This window comes from Halorubrum laminariae, from assembly GCF_024494655.1.
Taxonomy (GTDB): Archaea; Halobacteriota; Halobacteria; order Halobacteriales; family Haloferacaceae; genus Halorubrum; species Halorubrum laminariae.
The window spans coordinates 272946-295286 of the sequence record NZ_JANHDL010000004.1 but is presented as its reverse complement, the minus strand read 5'-3'; the positions used below and the strand labels follow the sequence as shown (position 1 = coordinate 295286).

Genomic DNA, 22341 nt, shown 5'->3' with positions numbered 1-22341 from the left:
CCCTACATACCCCGGCGTGAATCTCTGTGCTAAGCAACGATGGGGTTCTACTACCACAGCGAAGATCTCGAAGCCGAGACGATACTCCGTAAGTGCGCGAACCGACTCGATGATGCCCCAACCGACATCGACGACATCGAGGTCACCAAACGAGACGCAGTTCTCGCCGAGGACCTCATCGAATCGGAGTTCACATCTGATTGGGTGACTGCGAATTACACCGAAAGCGGCGCGATCCAACTTGACACCCCATATCCCGAACTCAACAAGGAGAGTCGAGAAAAAGAACAGCAGCACCTCAAAGACAAGCGAGGCCAGTTCTTCTACGTCATCGGCGAGGTCTCCGGTGAAGGGACCACAGTAGCCATCAGTGCGCTCGCAGAGATCAGGGGCCGAGCCGCCGAAGAGAAAGTCGAATACTTCATCGAGGAATACACGCTCGGGCGTGTAGACCCCGCGAAGTGAGAGTGTGGTTTTTTGCCCACCGGCTGAGAGTAGAGTAGATAATGAGAACCAAAAGCTTCGGAAACGGTGGAGGGTGTAATGGGGAATAGCGCACTCCGAACGCTCGCGACATTAGAGGAGACGCCCCTCTCAGAATACGCAGGAGCAACGGTCGCGATCGACGCCCACCACTGGATCTATCGGTATCTCACCGGGCTGACCAGGTACATGGACGACAACATCTACACCACCGAAGACGGGACGGAACTCCCGAATGTCGCGGGTGTCTTCCGCGGACTCCCCCCGATCCTCCGGGAAGACATCACCCCGGTCTTCGTGTTCGATGGGAAGCCCCACGAGCGGAAAGCCGACGAGATCCAGAGCCGGCGAGACGCGAAGCAGGAGGCGAAACAGAAGATGGCCGACGCTGCTGAAGCTGGCGACACCGCCGCCATGAAGCGGTACAAGGCACAAACCCAGTCGTTGACGCCGGCCATCCACGAGACGACCCGAGAGGCGCTGGAGTTACTCGGTATCCCCTACATCGAAGCCGGCGGCGCTGGAGAAGCCTACACAGCCAAGATGGTCGAATACGGCCTCGCAGATGCCGCGATGACCGATGACTACGACGCACTCCTGTTCGGTTCACCAACGACGATTCGCCAATACACCGGGAAAGGCCCAGCAGAGAAGATGCTACTGAACAAAACCCTCCACAACCACGGGATCACCCACGAGCAGCTCGTCGACATCGGGCTCATGTGCGGCACCGACTACAACGATGGCATCAGCGGGATCGGCCCGAAGAGAGGCGTCAAGTACATCACTAGCGGGAAGACGGTCGAGGAGATCCTTGAGGACAAAGGCGCGACCATCGACGGCCTCTCGCAGTTGCGTGAGTTGTTCCTCTCCCCGACGATCGGGTCGGTTCCGGATACACCCCTCACTCGAACCGAACCTGACTTCGCTCAGTTCCGAGCGTTCGCAAACGAGTGGGAGTTCCCGACTCAGTTCATCGAGAAAAACATCTCTCGCTTCCCGAGATACGCAGAGTGAACTGCCTCGGGGTCAAGCCCCGAGGCACTCTGCCTCGAATTCTGTAGATACCTAAGCGACGGTATTCGGGTTGTTAGCTCGTACGTTTCCAAATTCGATGCGAGTCTTCTCAACGAAATCCAGAACTGCATTATTGAGGACCTCCGGTGATCTGGATTTTCCATCCATGAAGTGGCGGTTCCACTGTAACATGTGGTTCCACCGCAGGGTGTTCGCCCGCTCATAGAAGTCTTCCCAAACGATACCGGGGTCGATATCTCCGATCTCCGCGTCAATACAAACACCAAACTGCCTTGTCACCCCCAGTGACTGTTTGACCGGGTTCCCGTTCGGGCGATACACGAACGCTAGGTCTGCATGGACGATCGATGGGCGCTGCTCTCTCCCCATTTGGTGAACCATATTCCGGAAAATGCCCATATGAACTTTCGACAGGACATCCTCCACATACCCGATCGGCGGAGCATCAGGCCGGTGCTGGGTCGCTTTGGTCAGATCGAGGAAAGCATCCCCCTCTATCCGGTAATATGGGTCTTTTGAGCCCGGATACCCACCGCCAAGTTCGGGGTAGACCTCAAGTGTCCCATGAGCGGCTAGCGTACTCTGCATGTTAACCCCAGTCCAGTTCATATAATACGTAGAGACCCCATCTTCTTCGACAACGTACAATGCGTCAAACAGAATGAAGCATGTTTCAGATAGAAGTTCATCTATAGAGACGCCCTCATAGAGAGGCTCTTTTTGGACCATCGGCTCGTCAGACTGTGGAACATGAGTCTCGCCTTCAGGCGGATCAACCACTCGCGGTGGTTCGAAGTTCTTTTTCTGAAGCTCTGCCAGACCGGATTCTCCGAGCGCCTCAAAGTGAGGGTGGAGTTTGAATCTGTGTGCGCCGTTCCGACTTTTGTACACGTCGTATTTTGAGCTGTCACTCTCAGCAGGAACAGCTACTAACGCTCTGTGACTCATGTAGTTTGTATACCAATTGTGCTGATATATACTTTCGGATCAGAGCAGTTGAGGGGCGACAGGCGTACGGAGTTCCCTGCCCCCCTCCAGTGGAGCGAAGAAGCCCAGCCACCGGGCACCAACACCCGAATACTATTAGTCAACTACAGCGAAAGGAGTGTATAAGCCGAAACAGATCCATGATTCCCTGCTTCCCCGACCACATCAAAAGCGGCGAGTGCCCCGAATGCGATATCGTCCACTCAGAGTATAGTGCGTTCCCCGATGAGCCGATCACAGTCAACGAGTGTAACGAACTGGAGCGCGATGCTGGCATCGACATGGTATTGCCCATTTTCCGAGTCGAAGACACCGACGAACAGGGCTACTACGTCCAAGTCGTCCCCGCGGTCATCGCGATCGAGGAGAACATCGTCCGTGTCCTCTGGTGTAACCCGAGCAGCGACGATGGCTGGATCGTCGTCTCCGAACACGAAACCCCGATGCCCTACGAACTCGCCAGAGAGTTGCGGAATACTCTTCGAGAAAGCGCCCAGCTTGAACGGACCGTCGCAGGCCACAACGTTATCGAAGAACCGCTCCTCACCGAGTAAGATAGCGAACCCAACAGACCAGCCGACCCCCAGTCAGGGAATCGATCTGCCGTCACCCGCAGAAAAAGTTTTTAGCCACCGAGGGTTGGTGAAGCAGTAGTTTGGTAGGAAGGAGTGACCGCACTCCCCTGCGAAAGAGCAATATGGCCCACCTGAGTACAAACAATCCAACTACCAGTACCGAGCCCGCAGATCGAGAGCGTAGTCTTGAGTCCATGAACACGCCAGCCGACCTCGACGTCACACCTGAACAGCAAGCAACGATCGCAGAGATCATGCAAGCCCACGGATACACTGGGCTGAAGAAAACGCAAGCGTTCGCCTTCAACGGTGGCATCCTCGACGAAGGAAACGACCTCCTGATCGCTGAAACGGGGAACGGGAAAACCCTGACCGCCGAGGCAGTCACCCTGAACCACCTGAAGAAGGGCAACCGCGTAGCCTACCTCGTTCCGTCGACCCAGCTTGTCTGGGACAAAAAGGAGGCTATCGAAGAGTGGGCGGGCGATACCTACTCGATCTACTCCGGACGTGGGAAGTTCCGTAGCGGCGATGTCGCCGTCGCTACGTTCGAGTCGTTCTATCAGGCCGTTCTCCAAGGAAAAGAGGGGTCTCGGTCCTTAGACGCTTTAATTCTCGATGATTTTCATGAAATATATGGCTCTTTTCGTGGGACAGCGATAGAGCTAGCGATTTCGGCGGCTCTGGACAGTGAGACCGCCCTCTACGGAATATCCGCGACACTGGAGGACTCCAGCGAGATCGGCGACTGGATGAACGCGAACGTCCACGTCAGCCCGGAGGATCGACAGACACCCATCCGTGAGTTCGCTGTCGACTCCAGTACCTCCTCGACGAAAGACACCATCGTCCAGACGATCAAGCAGAACCAAAACGACGGCCCGTTTCTGGTGTTCTGTTTCGCGAAGACCTGGACGGAATCGCGAGCGAAAGCCCTCGCTGAAGAGGGCATCTTTGACGGCCCATCGAAGGATCGAAATCTCCGTCGCGAGCTCTCGAACGAGGTCGACGGCCTCCTCACCGAGACCCACCGAGACATCCTCGACATGCTCCACAACGGCGTCGGCTACATCCACGCCGACCTTCCGGGGACTGTCAAGAAGTTCGTCCTCGATCTCTACGACGAAGGCGAGATACAGGCCCTCACGACGACGACCTCGCTGGCGTACGGCTTCGACTCTCCCGTGAAGACGGTGATCGTTGCGGACATCAAACGCCGTGGCGAATACGTGGGCATATATGAGTACGTACAGTGGGCGGGGCGCGCGGCTCGCCCGTCGATGGGTTACGAAGAGGGCTACTGTCACGTACTCGCGGACGACCCCGAAGAGGCCGCAGAGCGATTCTTCGAGCCCACCCGCGAACTCGAAGACGTCCACACCCACATCGATAACGACGAGCAGTTCCGGTGGCTGACGCTGGAGCTCATCGCGAACGGGTGGGACAGCGTCGACCTGATGCGAGAGTTCATCCACAAATCGCTCTACTACCACCAGATGACGGTCAACAACGCCTGGGGGCAGGGGCCGGAAACCAAAGACGAGAAGCTGACGAAGCGGCTCAAGAACTCGACGGCGTGGCTCGTCGAGCAGGACTTCATCAGCGAAGACGCGACCCGCGAAGGCTTCAGCACGAAGCACCTCGGCCGGGGAGCCGTCAACTTCCACTACAACTCTTTCGTCGACGCCGAGTTACAGAGCATCAAGAGCTTCTACGAGTGGGCGGACGAAACCGCGTCCAGCGACATCCGACAGCTGGACTACCTCCACCAGGTGATCGACAACTTCGATCTCGCGCTCACGGTGAGGGCCGTCGACGGGCGTCTCGAACCGACGCTCATCGATAACGGGTACGAATCGACGGAACAGGGCATCACGGCCGGGCTGGTGCGCTGGTACTGGATGAGAAACTACTCGACCGAACGGATTGAACAGGAGACGGGTGTCGACCCGACGTATCTGCCCGGACTCGCCCGCAAGTTGAGCAACACGGTCCGCGCAACGCAGTACGTGGTCGAAGCCGCACCGAACGCTCGGAAGCCCGACTGGCACGACAGCCTCGTCTTCCGCGTGGACAAGGGCGTCAGAGAGGACGCCGTCGGCGTGGCCGCCGACATCAACGCGATGGGGCGTGCCCGGATTCGCTTCCTACGAGCGTACCTCGAGAAGATGGCAACCCAGACGCTCGATCTCGATTCAAGCGAGTCCCTCGGGACGCTGCTTACCGGGTTCTACGACCACACCTCAAGTGCGGAGCAATTCGAGGGGGTCCTGAGCGAGCAGGTCACCATGATCGGCGACGTGACGGCGAAGAATATCTCTGAGTTCATCCAGTCGAACGAGTTCACCGCAACCAACCTCGCAACCGAAGAGGAGACGGCACTCGAGATTAGCCCGTCCGAAGACGGCTCAACTGCTGATGTGGCCTTCTCGAAAGCAGGGGGACAGCCTACCAGTCTCCAAGACTTCTGAGCAGCCAACAGCCCCAAACCCGCCCCCTCTGTGGCGATTCAAAATTTGAAGACTCTCAGCGCATAGTGGAAAGCAGACAACCGCACCAAATCAGGCCCGATTGTCTCAAAGTGAGCGAGTAGTTTAAGCAGGGGCGTTGAGACGGATTGTACAAGCCAATGCCACCGAGTCGTCGGAATTTCCTTATCGCATCCAGTAGCGCCTCACTTATCTCTCTCGCAGGGTGTACGGGGGAGACCAAAGAGTACACCGCCGAATTCGATAGAGTCTGGAGCGAGGACCTCCAGCTCAACGCTAGAATCACCGCCCCATCAGAGATCAGCGAGGTGATCTTCGAGACGGCAGACGAGCAGATTGGCGTCGACGAAGTGACCGAGGACAATCCCGTCGCCACTTGTGAGATAGGCGAAGCAGCAACAATCGGGACAGCCGAGCAGTCCTACAGCCACGACCAGGAGTTCACAATCACACTCCGAGATACCGAAGGGACTCGGTTCAAACGCACCGAGTGGACGTACGCCCCCGCTGTACGGCTTACAGACGTTCACACCGCAGGATCGATGGACTACCAGCCGGTAGACGGGATCCAAGCAGCGACGCCCATCCTCGAGATCACGAACCGTGGCCGAGGCCCAACCCGGTTAGACAAGATCATTGTTCGGAACCCCTCTCAGGACGTTCCCCTCACCAAGGGCATCGAAACGACATCGTTCGCGAACGCGGCGATCGCACCAGAACCGAACAGTGGTCGATTCACGCCGGTCAACCCACACGAATTGGGCGGCTATTTCCTCTCCGAAGGCGATTCAACATATCTCGCGATCGACGACCTCCTAACTCACGAAGGGAGCCCACCGAAACAGGTCGAAACCGCGGGCCAGAACATCGACATCAACATCGGGTGGCTCTTTGACAGCCCCACATTCAAAGTCAACCTCACGCTGTCAGGGGGCATTACGCAAACGAACGGCCTCTACCACTTCGCAGAGTTCACCACCGAGAAGGTAGACTTCGCGAGCCCGCTCAAGTGAACCACGACAGTCGAGTCATCTGAAACGAGAACAAGAAGACCTCATTCAATCGCAGATCACCGAATCTCCCAGAAACACCCACACTCCTCACACTCATACGAGTACGACCCGTCGTCTTTCAAGGCATCTTCCCCGCAGTTAGGGCAATACGTTACTGAAGTCATACACAGTAGTACACAGGCAGCCCTATTCAACCCACCGCGTGTCATCTGGAGACGGAGATTGTTTTTAGCCCCAGAAAGGGGTGTAAGGGGTAGTTAGAGCCCCGAGAGGATTCAACACCATGCCAATACTCTCCGCTGACGAGCTGAAGGATCGAGGCTGGGAAGACCCGCTAGACGAATCGCCAATCGACACCCCAGACGGGTGGTTTCGAGGAGCAGTCGTCCACACGGGAGGCCACATATTCTGCCGTATCTGGAGTACCAGAGACGAGGTTGGCGATCGCGGACCGGATGAACCGGATACCTACTTCGAGGCAGTGTACGGTTCGGGGTTCCAAGGCGTCGACATTGATCGGTACGAATACAACGAGGACCACTCCGAGTGGCGGTATGAAGGCAACGTCGTTTCAGCCGTAGCTGAAGAGCAGACCGACGAAGCCTGCGCCGAGCTCGCCGCTGAGCTAATGGAAGACCAAGACGTCCCATCGTAAGGGTCACATCAGAAACGCCGCTAGAAAGCGCAGAGCGCGACGACAGCAGCGAAGCAGTCATTACCCCGGTCAGCGAGACAGTACGTAATGAGAAGTTCGCGCCGAGCCTTCCTCGGCACACTTGCCGCCGGCTCCGCTGTGAGCCTTAGTGGGTGTACCGAAGGGGTCCTTGTTGAGACCGCCTACGACTGCGCCGTCGACGAACCAACGACCACCCCCCATACAAGACAGCCCCACATCGGACAGCAGAGCGCCCCAGTAAGCGTTGAGGTGTTCCACGACCTCTCGAACAGACCGACGTGGGCGTTCACCACACACGCCCTCAGCGCGATTCTCGACGACTATGTGGATACAGGCACAGCTCGGATCGAGTTTTACGACCTACCCGTGCCCGGCGACCCAGACTGGGCACACCAACTCGCGAGTGTCGCTCGCTACATCCATGCCGAGGCCGGACAGGACGGCTACCGGAGCTATATCGAGACGGCAGCAGAACTATTCAGTTCTGACCAGCCGACATGGCAAGGCGTTGGCGACGCCGCAAGCGCCGCGGGTGTGGATCCATGTACTGCGATCGCCCATGGGAGTTGGAAAACATACGAATCCGACACGGAAGCGGACAGACGATACGCTCACAGTCTCGAAATCGATGCCGTCCCCGCACTTCTTATAGATGGGCAGAGACTATCAGATATCAACCCGGTGAACCGGTCAGAAGGGAAGATATCGGCGGCGATCGAGAAGGCACTCGAAAACAGCAGTGGACGCAAATGAGTACGAAACCATCCGGACCAGTCGGCTTAAAATACGGGACTGGCCCACAAGAGACGGCGAGAACTGCCCACGAAGACAAGACACTCGCGGCGACAATACGCTACGACGACGAAAAGGAGATCAGCGCGGGAAGCGACCTCGTGTTACAGGATGCTAACGGGGAACCGTTCGGCACCGCAACGGTGGTCCACTGTGAGATGCTACTCACCATGTGCGCCTTCGGCCCCATCAGAGCACACGGAGCCGAATACGGACTATCGACCATCCCGGAATTACTACTCACCCTGAATCGCTACTACAACGACACGGTTACCCTAGAGACGCCGGTCAAGGTCATCATCTACGAACCGCACGATATCACCGCGTGACGGACACGTCGGAAGTTGTTTTTAGCCCGCGAGAGGGGTGGACGCTTAGGATATTGGTTCTGTGGTAACTGACCGTAACTTCTCCCCAGCCAATAGACTAGAGCCGGACCAACCAGTATAGCGACTCAGCTCACATGATCGACACAGAGAACCCAGCCGAAGAGCAACAGCCACAATCCGACATCCCCGAGTGTACTCTACCAGAGACCGTATCTGGATGGACCAGCCGGACGACGAAACCGGGGAACATCCTCGAATACTGGCGAAAGGGGAGTACCCATATCGCGTGTTCATTCGAGCAGCTCGTCGCTCGCCAGCGAAGTGATGGAGACATCACCCTCGTGAAGCGATGTTACGACAAGTATCGCCATCTGCTCAACACCCAGACCATCAGCCAACACGACCCGTCAAACTTCGATTGGATCTGCGATCGAGCAAAAGAGCGGATGGAGCGGTACCCCGGCATCGAGCCGTTCACCGGGCCACCCACGTTTCCGACCGGCGTCGGCGAGTGGGATGCCGTCTCGCTGCCCAAAGAGCAACCAATCGGCTTAGCGAAGTGGGAATTCGGACTCGGACGGGCCGAGCTCTTCTGTGAGGAAACGGAAATCATCACTCACTACAGCCACACCCGACGCCCGCACACCATCTCATACAGAGAACTGGACACAGAGTCGACCACGATCGCGAAAGGCGTCAGTAAAACGATGGCCTATGAGATCGCCGTGAGCACGTTAGAGTCGCTTCCACGGCCGGTATCTGAGATGGGCGAGACGAAAAGTGAACTACAGGAGATCAAGGGAATCGGCCCGGCGAAGAGTCGCGACCTGATTCTCCTCGGCGTCACCTCGCGTGAGCAACTGCGAGAACACATCCAGTCCGAAAACAGCCCCATCAATCACCACCACAGCAAAGCCGTCAGTAAACTACTCACAGAGACCATCGAAGACGACCTCACCACTACGGACCAGAGCAAATGACCCTCGCACTCACCCCAGAAGAAGACGAACAGATCCAGAACGCAACCGAGACCGACGACCCGCGCGAACGGTTACGGAAACTCGCCGAGATAACGATCGGCATCGGAGAGCGGTTGGGTGTCGAAGACTTGGAAGAAGCATCGTACCACATCGGCGTGTACGAAGTCGTCGGGACGGGGATGGGCATGTCCCTTCCAACGGTGCTGTCCCACCTATCCGACCTGATCGGGATACACGAGGACGGGAATATCCCCGCCCACGGCGGCGATGAGGAGTTCCTCGAGTCGATCACCCTCAACGAACGGTTCGATCACGACTGCTACTACGCGCTCCAAACGCTGTACGGAAACATGATCTACGACCAGATCAAGAAGGACCGAGACGCTCAGGCAACCGAATCAGAGTCCGAGTGGGACTGGGGAATTGCTGAATCCCCGTCTCAAGAAGCGTAACCCTCAGACACGACATACCGGACCCCGCTCCAGGGCAAGCACACGCGACAGATCCGGCGGGGTGTATGAAGTGAAACTCACAGTGACGGAGGGTTACGGAAGGACCGTCTCCCGGCCGCTGATGTAATCCCCGAGAAGAACCCCCTTCTCTAGAGGGATGTCATGCCACAGTTTTCGTCGCGTCGGAGAGGTACACTCCATGTTCGGGTAGCCGTCACGGAGGACCGTATCTGAGTCAAAGACGTACGAGTTCCCCAGCCGCGGTTTCTCACCGAAGAATACGATCACCGGGCAGCCGTTGTCCGACGCTCGACTGGCGACTTTTTTCGGGAACGAGGCACACCCCTGATACGGCATATCCTTGGTGATGCCGTAGACGTACTCCTCGCCCGTGTGGAGTTTGAGCGCGAACACCCCGATGTCGTCGCGGTGAGTCCGTGCGATCGTCCAGCCCCAGTTTACGGCAGCATCCCGTAAGAGGCTCATCCCGCTTGGTCCGCGGCTGTCGCCACCGGACGATGACCGCTGCGCCATATAAGAACGCTCACAGTCAGTTGTCTTATGTCTTCCCCCAGATCCGCCGATCCACACCGCTTTGGAACAGCATTACCGCGTTTCAACATCCGTCGTGAGAGAGACCGAGAGGAGTTTTTAGAACCCGATTGGAGGTGGAGGTTTAGAGATGGATCCCAACAACGACAGCGCAAACTGTGAAGCACAATTCCTCGAGGAGAGTATACTGGAGGCTGGCTTCGAGAGTTACATTCAGAGCGAGTACGAGCTCCCGTACTTCGTCGATGTCGACTACCCCGAGTCTGCCCCCGACACCCCCCGTGAATACCTAATCGGCCTCGCGAAGAGAGTCTTGAACGCGGGCGGGAACCGGACGGGATTCACTCACCACACGGAGATCAGGCGATCTCTCCACGGGTGGGCACCGGAGTACAACGAAGACGTCGACGGCGATCCCGGATACTGGGGCGAATGCGCGTTCGGGCTCTCGTCTCACGAGATCAACTTCGGCCGACTCGAAGGCGACGGCGAGACGAAAGAGCAGAAGGCACGCACCGTCCTCGCGTGGGCTCGGGACAACATCGACGCCGAGGTCCTCGTCGAGATCGAGGAGAACTACGTCAGCGACATCCGCTCCATGTGGGATGATGCAGCTGCGCTCGCTGAGGGGGAGCTACAGATACGGAAGTTCCAGAACAGCCCCCCAGACAACGTCGGCGGATGGCACAGATTCGACGCGAGCGACGAGCGTGTCAAGTTGGCCTACCGAGCGAACAATCACGATGTCCCCGTAGTCATCGGCGTCTACGAGGCCGGCGAGGACCTGGACGTCCATGAGTGGACGATCGAAAACTGGGAAGACAACAACGGCGATCCGCTCGAAACGCCAAAGAACCGATTCCCGGCGTCGACGCGAACGAACGACGGGCCATACGCCCGCCTTCGGAACCACCTTCAGACCTACAACGCCGACCCGCTCCCAGTTGATACCGAGACAGACACGAACAGCTCAGCCCCGGCGTAACTCGACCGGGCCCACCACTAGCCCACTCAGGCACGGGGATGAGGCCGTGGTCGGCACTCGCAGAACCAGACCTACGCTAAGAGCCCGAGGGAATCCAGTTTACCGTGCGCCGCTTCGAGTGCCTTCGGCGGAGTCGACACATCCGTCGCGCCAGTAATGACAACTTTGCCCGAACTGAACAGGAGAACCACAACATCGGGCTCAGAGAGGCGATACACGAGGCCGGGGAACTGCTCAGGCTCGTATTCAACAGCCTCTAACCCCAACCCGATCGCTGCGGCGCTCAGGTTGATGGGCGAACCCAAGTCAGCACAAGAGACCACATTCACGACAGCCACGTCAGGGTCGTCAACATCGATCCCGAGGTCGCGAAACTCATCGAACAGGCTCTCAAGCGATTCCTGAGCAGCGTCGACGTTCTTTGCCCCAGTACAGATGATCTTTCCCGAGCGGAAGATGAGAGAAGCCGCCTTCGGCTGCTGAGTCCGATACACGACGCCGGGGAACTCAGAGGTATCGTATTCAACACCGAGGAGGTCCTGCGAAACAGCGTTGAGATCAAGCTCCTGCCCAACCGTCGTCGACGCCACAACGTTCTCCGTTGAGACCGTCTCCATCAATTGCGTGTCCATCGATATCGAAAGATAAGATGGTGATCCTATATAAAGTTCACCGGGAGAACACGTCAGACACGGAAACAGATATGTAGGTGGCCGGTGGACAGAGGGTATGCGACGACGAGAGCTGCTCTCAACCTCGGTTATAGTCATCGGTGGGTTATCGGGCTGTCTCAATAGGATCCCCCTCATCGGGATGACTCCAGAGGAGGTGGTTACTGAATTCTACGAGGCACAATTCGCTCTCGACGTAGAGACCGCCAATTCACACATCCACCCCGAAAGCCAGATCAGAGAGATCACCGCCCAAGACGCCAAGAGAACGCAAATCAATGAGCATAGCCTCATTAGCGTCACGAACACGGGGGCTGAATTGGAGGAAGAAGAGTTCTTCTTAAATGAATCAGAAGTCGCAGAAGAACTAGAAGACCTCCGAGAGTATCAAGACGAGACTGAAGGAGAAAATGTAGTCATACAAGAGGAAATTGAGCGATACGAGAACGGGACAACCCCACAAGTCGCAACCGTGTCCGGTATGGCCGAAGTCGAAGTGGTCCTTGATTTGATCGAGAACGGCCGCCGCCGCCGGCCCACCAAGACGGTTGTGCTGATCAAGGATGGAAACGGCTGGAAGATCTGGACGATCAGCTCCGAGTAGAGGTGTTTTTGAATCCCATGAGGGGTGAGGGATTAGAGTGATTCAGAAAGAAATCGGCTGGAACACCAGAGCAATGGCGATGCGTGGTCCACGAGATGGTATCGAACCGTCGACCGCGTCGTGTGTCCTCCGCGAGTTCGCAAAGTGCCCCGAATGCGGTAGTGGGATCGACCCCGACGTCACGGACGGCTTCTACGAGGACCGCGACGTGATCTGGACGAACAACCGAGGGCGAAACTCCGCCGCACACACCTGTGAGAACTGCGGGACGGAACTCCGGATGTTCGTTGAGGAGAAAGCCTTTGGGCGAATCGGACCCAGCCAGCTTCCAAAGAACGCAGAGGACTGGGAAGAGGTGACCTTCATTCCGATCGAAGACTCGTCTAACTACCTCGTGGTGAACACCAACCAGTTCTGGGTGACGCCCGAGCGCCCCCAGCCAGACTCGTCGAAAGAACAGACCACCGCGTAACACTCAGACATGTCTTCAGAATCATCAGTGGCTGTCCAGCCGCAGGCTTTCCAGCACCAACCACACGACGGTGACTGTGCCTGCCCAATCCACCGGAATCGCCAACAAGACCCCTTCACCGCCCCACTGGGGTTGCCCTTCTCGAATCACGTCCACGTTGAGTCGATCCCGCAGCAGTGGGCCGTAGACATCTACGATGAACACCACGGCTACATGGGCGGAAGCGACCTTCATAACGCCAATTTCACCCACCACGGGCTATTTTATCAGAACAATTTGACCGGCGCGATTACGTGGAGGTACCCGCCGTTCTCGCTCAAAAAGCTCCACTTCGATACAGACGGTGAGTTGATGCCACAACCGTACACGGAGTCGGACTTCGAAAAGCTCCCACCAGAGATGGAGTACCAAGCTCGCGACCTCTTTGAAGACATCTCTGAAGGCGACGTCGGCGAGTCCGTCGTCCTCGAGGGCGACAAGTTCGCAGAAGCGAATCGGATCTGTATCGGGGTCAAGATGGCCAACCTAGCCAGCTGCTCGCTCGCGGCCAGCCAGGAGACGTTCGTCGACTCCGAAGCATGTCCAGACTCGGTTGAGTACCTGATAACGTTCGTCCGAGCAGACTTCGAGGGCTCGATGATCAAGGCACTCCGGACGAAGGGGTGGCAGTGTCTCGGCTGGTCAATTCCGAAGCAGGCATCCAACCGCGACTACAAAGCGATCCGCGACCGATACAAGTGGGTCTTCGCCTGTCCCGTCGAGACCGTTCGAGAACAGGCGATGCTAAGCGACTGGCGCTAAATCGATTCTTGTCAATCGTTACAACGGCCACTCCGAACAGATTGACAAGAGACACCTCACCAACACACAATGACGACCAAATCACTCCCAGAATGGAAGAAGAGCATCGGACAAATGGCTATCGCGACCGCGATCGAGACAGACGGGATCAAAGACACCAGCAACGTCGGGTGGGAAACTGACGAGCTCACAGTCGATACTGTGCTGCCGGTCAACGACCTGGCCGGCGGGGAAGCCGGCTTCGAAGTGGAAGCGTCGACGACCGCTACAGAGTCCGAGCAGATCACAAAGGCCCGGAAGAACCCGCCCGGTAAGGCACACCCGGCGGAGTACCGGAACCACGACGTCGAGGTCCACGTCCAGATTCAGTTCTTCCCCAGCCGGAACGACAACCTCGGGGCTGCCGAGGGGATGGTCCAGACCGAAGGAGGCGTCCCAGCGCCGCCGGGTTGTGGGTACTGATCAGACAATATTCCCGAGAACGCCGGGAAGACCCCACTCTGACCAGTAGAATCATACCACCGGTCCGACTATCAGTAATGGTACGACATGATAGATGCCGATCCGGATCTACTTCGCCTCTTGGCGATCGCCCCGCTAGCGTGGGCCGCATGGAGCGACCACCACACCAGACGTGTCGACCGCCGGGTCTGGGCGGTCCTCATCTTTATCGGAGCTATCGCCGCGGTCTGGCAGGTCGACCAAATCGCCCCTATCCACACAGTTGACGAGTACCGGATCCTCACACAGCTCATCATCGTCCCACCCGCGACCGGATTCCTCGCGATGGTTCTCTTCCGGACGGGAGCGTTCGGAGGAGCTGACGCGAAGGCGCTGTTCGCGCTCGGACTTGTGTTCCCGACCCCCATCGAGTACGCCCTACCGGCACTCTCCATACTGTTACCTATCTACCGGCCCCAGATCGCGCTTATCGCAATCGGATTCAACGCGATGTTGTTCGCTGTGCTCCTGTACCTCCTCAAGATGTGGGCACAGAACCTCAGACGTGGAGAGCGGGGCCTCGACCTGCTGATGACCGAAAAGGTCCCCGTCAGCAAGATCCCGGAAACGCCCGGACAGTTGCGGTGGACCGACGATACAGGAGAATCAAACACCCTCGATCTCGACGCACTCCGTATGTACCTCCGGTGGAAGAACGTCACTATAGAGGACATCCTTCAACACTCGGACGAGCACAGAACGCCCACCGAGATCGAAGCCGTCTACGAAATCGACGACGGTGTGGTTTACTCGGAGATCACCACAGGACACCCGCTTGCGTCAGAGGATTTCGATAGCCACGAGAATCCCACTATTGCCGACAGGAACGTCGCCATCGAGAAAGACGACGTGTGGGGGACAGAAACGTTTCTGGACTCGATCACCCACACGGCATATGGGGCGTCACCAGACGACCTCCGGGGCGGCCTCGAGCACATACTGACCGCTCAGTCGGTACGGATCCAGCCAGCCTTCCCGCTTATCGTTCCGTTATTTCTCGGGGTTGTGGCCGCAGTCACCATCGGAGACATCATCGCGCTCTCAGCGGTATCTCTGTAAGTTCAGACTCCGAACTTCACGGCTGCTTGGACAATCCCCAGTGAGAGGACACCAACGGCGTACATCCCCATTTCGACACGCCTGAACTCAGACCGGTCGATGTACCGGGTGTAAAGAGCCTCCCAAAAACCAGCACTAAAGGGGAGGTCACCCGCAGCATCGTGATCTCCATCCTCTTCGGAACCGTCCTCGCTTACTCGCGATCGCACATCTGTCTGAAGATAATCACCACGCAACACCGAGAACCCAATCGCGAGGATCACGAGGAGCAACCCAATCGCATGAAGCGAGCTTAGGTAGTGACCACCTTGAAGCGAGTACGCGATCGACAGAAGACTCCCCACGGTGATCAGCACGTAGAAGTACACCGCATACGTCACAGTGCCTTTTCGGAGAACTGACTGGCCTAGCATACCCTATCCAAGCAGTACCCAACTAAAACCGTTTCCCCCAAGAAACCCCGACGATCAGACCGTAAGGAACCTCAACGAATAGAGCCCGTATTGTATAGATCAGACACTCTTACCGAGGAGAGAGCTTCACCATAGATGCGTAGGTCGGCAATCATTCCATGGAGATAACCACCACCATCAGCCTTGTGACCTACTCGGAAGGTCCCCGAACCACCTGGACCATCATTCCCAGACATCGCTCCAACGGCCACCCCATCACGGTAGAACTGTGCTCTGCTATTCGAATCATCCCAAGCGATAAGACAGTGATACCACCTACCCAGCTCCCAAGACAACTGATTAGAGACGTAGCCATGGCCGAATGTTCCAAACCAGAGCGACCCATCAGCGTGTACATGAAATTGGTAAGCCCGCCCCTTGTGGACCATCGGAACGACATCGCCAATTCCGGATGTCACGTTCAACCACACTGAGATCGATGCGTCAGATGAAATCTGGAAGACCTCCCCGAAAGTGACCTCACCGTTACCGTCAAATCGCTTAGCATACTGACCAACTGGGGAATCCACACTATACCCCACAGAGGTTCCATCAACACCACCATTATCTCCCCAAGAATCGGCTACATTTTGCTCAAACGCAAAACGAGATATGCCACTATCAGGCCGCTCAGCGATTTGATTTGGTGCTCGGGGGACCACACTACCATCGACGATGTCGACGTTCTCACCCACCCCCTGATCCCAGTCTTGTATGCTGGACCACGAAGCATCATCACACCCGCGGCGGTCGCTCTTGAATCGACTCCCCTCACCAGTCATATTCTATCGGACCCCGCACGAGAGGTTAGGTCTTCCGCCCTCACGGTGAACGATAGCCGACAAAATCCACGTAAGTAACTGAACTGTTACCATTCCGGTTGTTAAGTCCATACCCTATCCCCCCAGATGTAAGCCCACTATCTGTACCAGACATAGACCCCAACTCGGAGCCTTCAGAATCGAATACTTTTACGAAATGGTCTCCGTCCGTACGCCAATCAACTTCAACTGTGAGCCATTCATTAGACGGGATATTCCGAGTGCTGCTGTTCGCGACCGTTCCCCCCGAGCGCCGGTTATCCAGCCGCATGGAATTATGCTTGTTCCGAAGTGTGACTCGGTATCCTGTACCGTTCGCCCGATCTCCCTGTTGAACACCATAGTATAGATACAGCGCATTATTGTCTCCGTTTGGGAAGAGAACATGAAAAGTTGGGATGTCTCCCGCACTCGGATACGAGAATAAACCAGACGTCGACCCCAGTGCGAACACCCTTCCATTCGTAGCGATCCGAGCCAGGTTATCCCCCTCTAACGATCTTGAACTCTGAACCACGCTTGCGCTACCATTGTCCTTAGAGGAGTCTACAACGTACTCTGTGAGGCTTCCATCCTCAAAGTTGTCCGTGACAAAATCGAGGTCTTCGCCGCCCTCCGGAGGGGGTGTCGGTACCAGCCCCCCACCCGAGATTTCAACATTCTCAACCACGCCCGCCTTCCAATCCTCATCAGTTTTCCACGACGCCTCTCCTCGAGTCCGCCGATTGCTGGTGAACCGACTCAATTCGCCAGTCATATGCCCAATAACCAAGCAGAGAAGGTTATGTATTCCGGTGGGGACATAAGAAGCAGTCCCCCACGTGAAAACCGGCTCATCAGTTTATCGTGATGTAGTCTGTCCATGAATCGAGAGCGCCGTAATAACTTCCACTTGTGTTCAAACGCTGCTCCGCTAGTGTATTCTCAGTACCAACGTTGACTTTCTGTATCTGCGTAACAGACCCCGTAGCATCCATATCCGCTGTCACAGTCCGCTGAGCCCCCGACTCGAGGTCTTCAAAAGTGTACGTCACATCCTCTTGAGCGTAGTCGAAATCTAGACGCAGACGAACCCACTTACCGTATCCGTCACCGGAATACAGTTCATACCCACTTCCGCCGTCTACATAGATCCAAGCTGGGTTGCTAGTCCCAGCGCCGGCCACACGCCCACCGTCAGCATCTAGGAACTGGTAGCCATGCCCGTAGGATGAACCGGTCTCGCGCCAAAACAACTGAACAGTAGACACACCCGCACCCAGACTGCGCTGGCCTAAAAGATAATCACGAGTAGACGTCCCAGAAGAAGCATGAAGGCTGTTTGAACCGTCATACGCACGGTTGCTTACAATCTTGACATTGCTGGTTTCAGACCACGCACCCAAACTCCCGTCTTCGAAGTTCTCAACTACATTACTGGGCTCACCGTCGCTTGATGACGTCGACCTGCGAGGCACCAAGCCACGGTCAACTACATCAACGTTTTCGGCTACACCCGCCCCCCAGTCTTCCGGATCAGCCCAAGACGCCCCTCTTCGGGTCCGCCGATCGCTGGTGAACCGGCTTGTTTTCTCACTCATACATCAACACCCGCTGCGCGTGGGGTGTGGTAGAGGCTCAGATGCTAACTGGGTCATTCCCACCGCCTCACTTCATCGAATTGTCCTTGATGCTCATCGCTGTCCCCGCCATGGGAGAACCCGATCCCTCCGGCATCGAACGTGCCATCCGCAGTCGAGAAAGTCGCTAGCTCAACCCCCTCGGCATCGTTTATTCGGTATACCTCAGTCCCACCCACCCTCGGCTCAAACACCACCTCGTACCACGTGTCAAGCGACTGCGACAGAGATTTGGTCGCGATCTTGTCTGTTACTGGGGATTCACCGGCCCCACTCCTGAAAACAATGACGTTGTTATCGTCTTGTCGAAGCTCGATGTAGTACCCCCCAGGCGTCGCAGTTCCTTCCTGAGTCATGAAGATAATACCCGCCTCACGCTGATAGACAGTCGAGCTAGACACGCTCTTGTTCATGACCCACCCGCTGTAAACACCACCGCGTTCAACAGCCAGATCTGTCCGCGAAATCACGTTGTACTTGTCACCCATGAGCTCCATCGAGTGATCGCCCGCATACACGGGTGAACTCTGTATCGAAGCGTGTGTAGTCCCACCGCCGTACGCAGAGTTGAGCGACCCTCCTTCAAAACCCTCTAGCAGAACCCCAGCCCCCACCGCGGGCCGGGGGACTAAGCCACCCTCAACGATATCCAGATTTTCAGACACACCCGCTGCCCAGTCTCCATCGCCCGTCCACGACGCACCCTCACGGACACGCCGATCGCTCGTGAATCGGCTTTCTCCGCCTGTCATAACCTATCTGACCAAGTACAGAGCGTTAGGTGTTCCGGTCAACCCCACCACCGAGCCGACAACAGCATCGAATAACGATCACGTCGTCAAGATCTCGTCCCAGTAGACCTCTTCATCAATTCCCGAACCACTCCCAGCTCCATAGTAGTTACACGCAAATCCGATACCACCCGCCACATATGTGGGATCCAGCGCGTCCAACGACGTCACCTCTGAACCATCAGAATCCTCGACGACAACATCGATCTGGCCATCTTGCCCCCAAACAATCTGTACCCGCAGCCACTCGTCAGCTGGAGGTCTAACACCAGCCGAATCCAACACAGACCCATCCCGAAGCAACTCTACACCGTTATTGTTCCTGTCGAGATTGACGCAGTAGCCATCGGGGTAGGCAGACTCAGACTGAGCCGCAAAGTAGAACTGCGAAACAGGATCGCCAGCCGACGACGATTCAATATAATTCCGGTACGAGATCACATCTCCCGCCTTCGGATAGTTATCAAGCCCGGACGTTGAAACAGCGAAGACCTCACTCGTGCGCTCCGGGTGATCATCGCGAAGTGACCAACTACCGTTGAACGCTCGCGCTTGGGTGACTTCCAACGGAGAATCAATATACCCGTATTCAGACAGCGAGCCACTCTCAAAGTCGTCGACGACATTACTGGGAAGCTCACCACTCTCGACAAGTTGATCTCGGGCCACCAACCCCCCATCAACGACGTCGACGTTCTCAGCAACCCCCGCCGCCCAATCGCTTTCGCTCTCCCATGAAGTATCCCCGCGGAGACGCCGATCGCTGGTGAACCGACTCGATCCATCAGTCATACACTCCTCATTTCAGAGAGAGGCGTTAGGTGTTCCGGTCAAAAACTGCCGTGAAAGACCAAGAGGCCGGGGAGACGCTCATTTGATGCCCACGTTGTCTATCCTAACAACAATAGGTCGATTAGCACCGACGTAGTATCCAACCCCACCAGACGTTCGAGAACTATTATGTGAACCACTTACGGATGTTTGCTCATTACCATCTCGATCGTACACGGTCACAACGATCTCGTTAGGCAACCATTGGATCTCCCACTCTTCCCACGCACTTGCGGGGTAAGAGTACGACACCCTGTCAATAATTACTGTACCGTCAGGAGCATAGACGTAAAAATCTGAATTACCCCGATTCAATCGCAAGTTAAACCTGGTGCCATCATTCTCATCATACCCCCAGAATATATTACCAGCGTTGCCACCAATAGAAGCCTTATCGACCCAATTCCAGTAGCTAAACGTGTCTCCCTCCTGTGGGTAATCCAACCCATCGCCTTCGTAAGAGACCATCCAGAAATTTGACTGCCCACCATTATGCGATCCTTCAAGCACATACCCTCCTTCGTGGACACCACCACTTCGGCGTGTGAACTGGGATACATCGTTACTGTAGTAGTCACTGAGGGCCTTCCCTTCGCCTTCATAGAGGACTTCATCAAAGTCATCGACTACACGAGTCTGTGTCCCACTCCCTTCTGATGGGGGGCGACCCACTAATCGGTCGGCCAGCAGCCCAACGTTCTCTGTAGTTCCAGCTTCCCAGTCGGCTTGCTCAGTCCAAGACGCCCCCATTCGAGTACGCCGATCGCTGGTGAACCGACTCGATCCATCAGTCATACACTCCTCATTTCAGAGAGAGGCGTTAGGTGTTCCGGTCAAAAAAATCAGACAACGCCCTCACTGACGCAAACCTCGTCGAAGAAGGCGCGTGATCGACGACCACCATTACCGAAATTGTTTGAGAAAAACCCGAAAGCCCGATTACCGAGAGCGGCTTCACCCGCAGCATCGTACGTTACTGAATTGATGAGTGTGTGATCTCCCCGATCGTCGCTACCGTTTGTTTGATACAACTCATAGACCAAATTGGCGTCCGAAGAAAACTCAAACCGCCCCCGTAACCACTCGTCAAGGTAGTTCCCGATAGACACCCTCGAAAAAGATCCTTCACGAGAATCTAACGCCATGGAGAAATCAGAATTATTCCCATCTGCGCGGATCTCACACTCATACCCCTGAACCCAATTTGACGGGTTCCCATTCGTCCCGATGACAACGGAAGTGGAGCACGTTTCGATGAAATCAGCATAGATGTGCCACTCAACAACATCCCCCTGTTGTGGGTAGTAGTTTAGACCGTCACCTTCTCGGGAGAACACCTTCGTCGAGCTGGCATTATCGAACTCAACACAGCGCGACCCCATCCAATACCGGCTCGTCGTTGTCGAGAATGATCCCCGACCATTGCTATCCTTATTATACTCACCAACATTAGCGTCTTCAAACGTCTCAACGGCTGTCGCAGGAACATCCCCCGCTTGTGGCGGGGTGCGAGGGACCAGCCCCTCCTCAACGACATCGACATTCTCAGCAATCCCAGCCTGCCAATCACTACCATCCACCCACGACGCACTCTCCCGACGACGTCGATCGCTAGTGAACCGGCTCGGTTCCCCCGTCATAGCCTACATGTTCCAGTACACGACGTTAGGTGTTCCGGTCGCTAACACCCAAAACCAGCCATGGGCGGGACGACTCCAAGAGTAACCACACTTCGGCGGCTGTATCATCCAACTAAGTCAGCACACAACGCTACAAAAACAGACACAGCGAACTCACGTATCTACGTCAACCTCTACTTCAGCGATTCGCTTATTCGTCGAGTCATCAACTTGAACTCGGAAATTCTCGCTGGATTTCCACCCGTTATCTAATTCATCATCCAATGAGACGACATACCAAGGGTTACCGGAGACGTCCCAATCCTCTTTAATCACGGTTCCTGACGGTTGAAGTGAGATGTCGATCGAGCCTTTCGTACCGTCAAAATCAAATCTGATCTGCTTGTACTCTTGGTCAACAGAATATTCGATATAACCACTCTCTGAAGAATCAAGGACAGAGTACGTCGACACGTCACCGTCAATAGAACCATCCCCAGACGTTCGAGCGATTCCCTCGGAATTAGCAACAACAGGTTTCTGCCACTTTTCGCTAGTAGGCACACCATCGTCGAGTGGGGTTTGAGCGACTAACTCACCACCAACAACCACAACGTTCTCAGTAGTACCATTCAGCCAATCCTCGCCAGTCTCCCACGATGCGCCCTCACGGGGCCGCCGATCGCTGGTGAACCGACTCGACTCATCAGTCATACAAACCACACTCCAGAAACACACGACAGGCATTC

At 56.1% G+C, this 22341-nt stretch carries 28 protein-coding genes; 16 read left to right on the top strand and 12 right to left on the bottom strand.

Annotated features, from left to right (window positions below; genetic code table 11):
- The first annotated feature begins 39 nt into the window (after positions 1-39).
- Together NO887_RS10020 and NO887_RS10015 are read left to right on the top strand one after the other, a co-directional pair.
- Positions 40-465 carry a hypothetical protein gene (locus NO887_RS10020; RefSeq protein ID WP_256418152.1) on the top strand — a complete coding sequence of 142 codons (426 nt, stop codon included), beginning with the start codon at positions 40-42 and terminating at the stop codon, positions 463-465.
- Between the two features lie 78 nt (positions 466-543).
- Positions 544-1500, top strand: coding sequence for a PIN domain-containing protein (locus NO887_RS10015; protein ID WP_256397131.1), 957 nt, complete (start codon positions 544-546; stop codon positions 1498-1500).
- 51 nt (positions 1501-1551) lie between these two features.
- On the opposite strand, the gene NO887_RS10010 is transcribed toward NO887_RS10015, so the two are convergent.
- On the bottom strand, positions 1552-2469 hold the full coding sequence (locus NO887_RS10010; protein WP_256418151.1) for a DUF6735 family protein: 918 nt from the start codon (positions 2467-2469) through the stop codon (positions 1552-1554).
- A gap of 179 nt (positions 2470-2648) precedes the next feature.
- Between NO887_RS10010 and NO887_RS10005 the strand changes: the two genes are divergently transcribed.
- The 8 genes from NO887_RS10005 to NO887_RS09970 all read left to right on the top strand — a co-directional run bounded on the left by NO887_RS10005 (position 2649) and on the right by NO887_RS09970 (position 9814).
- On the top strand, positions 2649-3062 hold the full coding sequence (locus NO887_RS10005; RefSeq protein WP_256418150.1) for a DUF7964 domain-containing protein: 414 nt from the start codon (positions 2649-2651) through the stop codon (positions 3060-3062).
- Positions 3063-3277: 215 nt separating this feature from the next.
- Complete coding sequence (locus NO887_RS10000; RefSeq protein WP_256418149.1) at positions 3278-5554, top strand: DEAD/DEAH box helicase; 2277 nt, start codon at positions 3278-3280, stop codon at positions 5552-5554.
- Positions 5555-5712: 158 nt separating this feature from the next.
- Positions 5713-6585, top strand: coding sequence for a hypothetical protein (locus tag NO887_RS09995; protein WP_256397135.1), 873 nt, complete (start codon positions 5713-5715; stop codon positions 6583-6585).
- 283 nt (positions 6586-6868) lie between these two features.
- Entirely contained in the window at positions 6869-7240 is a 372-nt protein-coding gene (locus tag NO887_RS09990; RefSeq protein WP_256418148.1) for a hypothetical protein, read from the top strand.
- 87 nt (positions 7241-7327) lie between these two features.
- Positions 7328-8014 (top strand): thioredoxin domain-containing protein, encoded by a 687-nt coding sequence (locus NO887_RS09985; protein ID WP_256418147.1) that lies wholly within the window; start codon positions 7328-7330, stop codon positions 8012-8014.
- On the top strand, positions 8011-8382 hold the full coding sequence (locus tag NO887_RS09980) for an ASCH domain-containing protein (protein ID WP_256418146.1): 372 nt from the start codon (positions 8011-8013) through the stop codon (positions 8380-8382). The genes NO887_RS09985 and NO887_RS09980 overlap by 4 nt, the downstream gene beginning before the upstream one ends.
- A 134-nt stretch (positions 8383-8516) precedes the next feature.
- Positions 8517-9362 carry a hypothetical protein gene (locus tag NO887_RS09975; protein WP_256418145.1) on the top strand — a complete coding sequence of 282 codons (846 nt, stop codon included), beginning with the start codon at positions 8517-8519 and terminating at the stop codon, positions 9360-9362.
- Positions 9359-9814: a hypothetical protein gene (locus NO887_RS09970; protein ID WP_256418144.1), complete on the top strand. Its 456-nt coding sequence runs from the start codon at positions 9359-9361 to the stop codon at positions 9812-9814. The genes NO887_RS09975 and NO887_RS09970 overlap by 4 nt, the downstream gene beginning before the upstream one ends.
- Before the next feature lie 93 nt (positions 9815-9907).
- Here NO887_RS09970 and NO887_RS09965 read toward each other — a convergent pair whose 3' ends face one another.
- On the bottom strand, positions 9908-10300 hold the full coding sequence (locus tag NO887_RS09965; protein ID WP_256418143.1) for a hypothetical protein: 393 nt from the start codon (positions 10298-10300) through the stop codon (positions 9908-9910).
- A gap of 196 nt (positions 10301-10496) precedes the next feature.
- On the opposite strand from NO887_RS09965, the gene NO887_RS09960 reads away from it, so the two are divergent.
- Positions 10497-11351, top strand: a complete 855-nt coding sequence (locus NO887_RS09960) for a hypothetical protein (protein WP_256418142.1) — start codon at positions 10497-10499, stop codon at positions 11349-11351.
- Between the two features lie 71 nt (positions 11352-11422).
- On the opposite strand, the gene NO887_RS09955 is transcribed toward NO887_RS09960, so the two are convergent.
- The gene (locus NO887_RS09955) at positions 11423-11983 is read right to left on the bottom strand and encodes a TATA-box-binding protein (protein WP_256418141.1); all 561 of its coding nucleotides are present in this window, start codon (positions 11981-11983) and stop codon (positions 11423-11425) included.
- 97 nt (positions 11984-12080) lie between these two features.
- Here NO887_RS09955 and NO887_RS09950 point away from each other — a divergent pair, with 97 nt between their 5' ends.
- Together NO887_RS09950 and NO887_RS09945 are read left to right on the top strand one after the other, a co-directional pair.
- Positions 12081-12626 carry a hypothetical protein gene (locus NO887_RS09950; RefSeq protein ID WP_256418140.1) on the top strand — a complete coding sequence of 182 codons (546 nt, stop codon included), beginning with the start codon at positions 12081-12083 and terminating at the stop codon, positions 12624-12626.
- 37 nt (positions 12627-12663) lie between these two features.
- On the top strand, positions 12664-13098 hold the full coding sequence (locus tag NO887_RS09945) for a hypothetical protein (RefSeq protein ID WP_256397145.1): 435 nt from the start codon (positions 12664-12666) through the stop codon (positions 13096-13098).
- 24 nt (positions 13099-13122) lie between these two features.
- Here NO887_RS09945 and NO887_RS09940 read toward each other — a convergent pair whose 3' ends face one another.
- Complete coding sequence (locus NO887_RS09940) at positions 13123-13332, bottom strand: hypothetical protein (RefSeq protein WP_256418139.1); 210 nt, start codon at positions 13330-13332, stop codon at positions 13123-13125.
- Between the two features lie 117 nt (positions 13333-13449).
- On the opposite strand from NO887_RS09940, the gene NO887_RS09935 reads away from it, so the two are divergent.
- The 3 genes from NO887_RS09935 (at position 13450) to NO887_RS09925 (ending at position 15459) form a co-directional block, all read left to right on the top strand.
- The gene (locus tag NO887_RS09935; protein ID WP_256418138.1) at positions 13450-13899 is read left to right on the top strand and encodes a hypothetical protein; all 450 of its coding nucleotides are present in this window, start codon (positions 13450-13452) and stop codon (positions 13897-13899) included.
- A 69-nt stretch (positions 13900-13968) separates the two neighbouring features.
- Positions 13969-14361 (top strand): hypothetical protein, encoded by a 393-nt coding sequence (locus tag NO887_RS09930; protein ID WP_256397147.1) that lies wholly within the window; start codon positions 13969-13971, stop codon positions 14359-14361.
- Positions 14362-14448: 87 nt separating this feature from the next.
- Complete coding sequence (locus NO887_RS09925) at positions 14449-15459, top strand: A24 family peptidase (RefSeq protein ID WP_256418137.1); 1011 nt, start codon at positions 14449-14451, stop codon at positions 15457-15459.
- 2 nt (positions 15460-15461) lie between these two features.
- On the opposite strand, the gene NO887_RS09920 is transcribed toward NO887_RS09925, so the two are convergent.
- The 8 genes from NO887_RS09920 to NO887_RS09885 all read right to left on the bottom strand — a co-directional run bounded on the left by NO887_RS09920 (position 15462) and on the right by NO887_RS09885 (position 22306).
- Complete coding sequence (locus NO887_RS09920; RefSeq protein ID WP_256418136.1) at positions 15462-15872, bottom strand: hypothetical protein; 411 nt, start codon at positions 15870-15872, stop codon at positions 15462-15464.
- 71 nt (positions 15873-15943) lie between these two features.
- Positions 15944-16693, bottom strand: a complete 750-nt coding sequence (locus tag NO887_RS09915) for a LamG domain-containing protein (RefSeq protein WP_256418135.1) — start codon at positions 16691-16693, stop codon at positions 15944-15946.
- 875 nt (positions 16694-17568) lie between these two features.
- Positions 17569-18312 (bottom strand): hypothetical protein, encoded by a 744-nt coding sequence (locus NO887_RS09910; RefSeq protein WP_256418134.1) that lies wholly within the window; start codon positions 18310-18312, stop codon positions 17569-17571.
- Between the two features lie 53 nt (positions 18313-18365).
- Positions 18366-19016 carry a hypothetical protein gene (locus NO887_RS09905; protein WP_256418133.1) on the bottom strand — a complete coding sequence of 217 codons (651 nt, stop codon included), beginning with the start codon at positions 19014-19016 and terminating at the stop codon, positions 18366-18368.
- Between the two features lie 165 nt (positions 19017-19181).
- Positions 19182-19934 carry a hypothetical protein gene (locus NO887_RS09900; protein ID WP_256418132.1) on the bottom strand — a complete coding sequence of 251 codons (753 nt, stop codon included), beginning with the start codon at positions 19932-19934 and terminating at the stop codon, positions 19182-19184.
- Between the two features lie 78 nt (positions 19935-20012).
- The gene (locus tag NO887_RS09895) at positions 20013-20768 is read right to left on the bottom strand and encodes a hypothetical protein (RefSeq protein WP_256418131.1); all 756 of its coding nucleotides are present in this window, start codon (positions 20766-20768) and stop codon (positions 20013-20015) included.
- 47 nt (positions 20769-20815) lie between these two features.
- Positions 20816-21613 carry a hypothetical protein gene (locus tag NO887_RS09890; protein WP_256418130.1) on the bottom strand — a complete coding sequence of 266 codons (798 nt, stop codon included), beginning with the start codon at positions 21611-21613 and terminating at the stop codon, positions 20816-20818.
- A gap of 153 nt (positions 21614-21766) precedes the next feature.
- Entirely contained in the window at positions 21767-22306 is a 540-nt protein-coding gene (locus NO887_RS09885) for a hypothetical protein (protein ID WP_256418129.1), read from the bottom strand.
- Positions 22307-22341 lie beyond the last annotated feature (35 nt).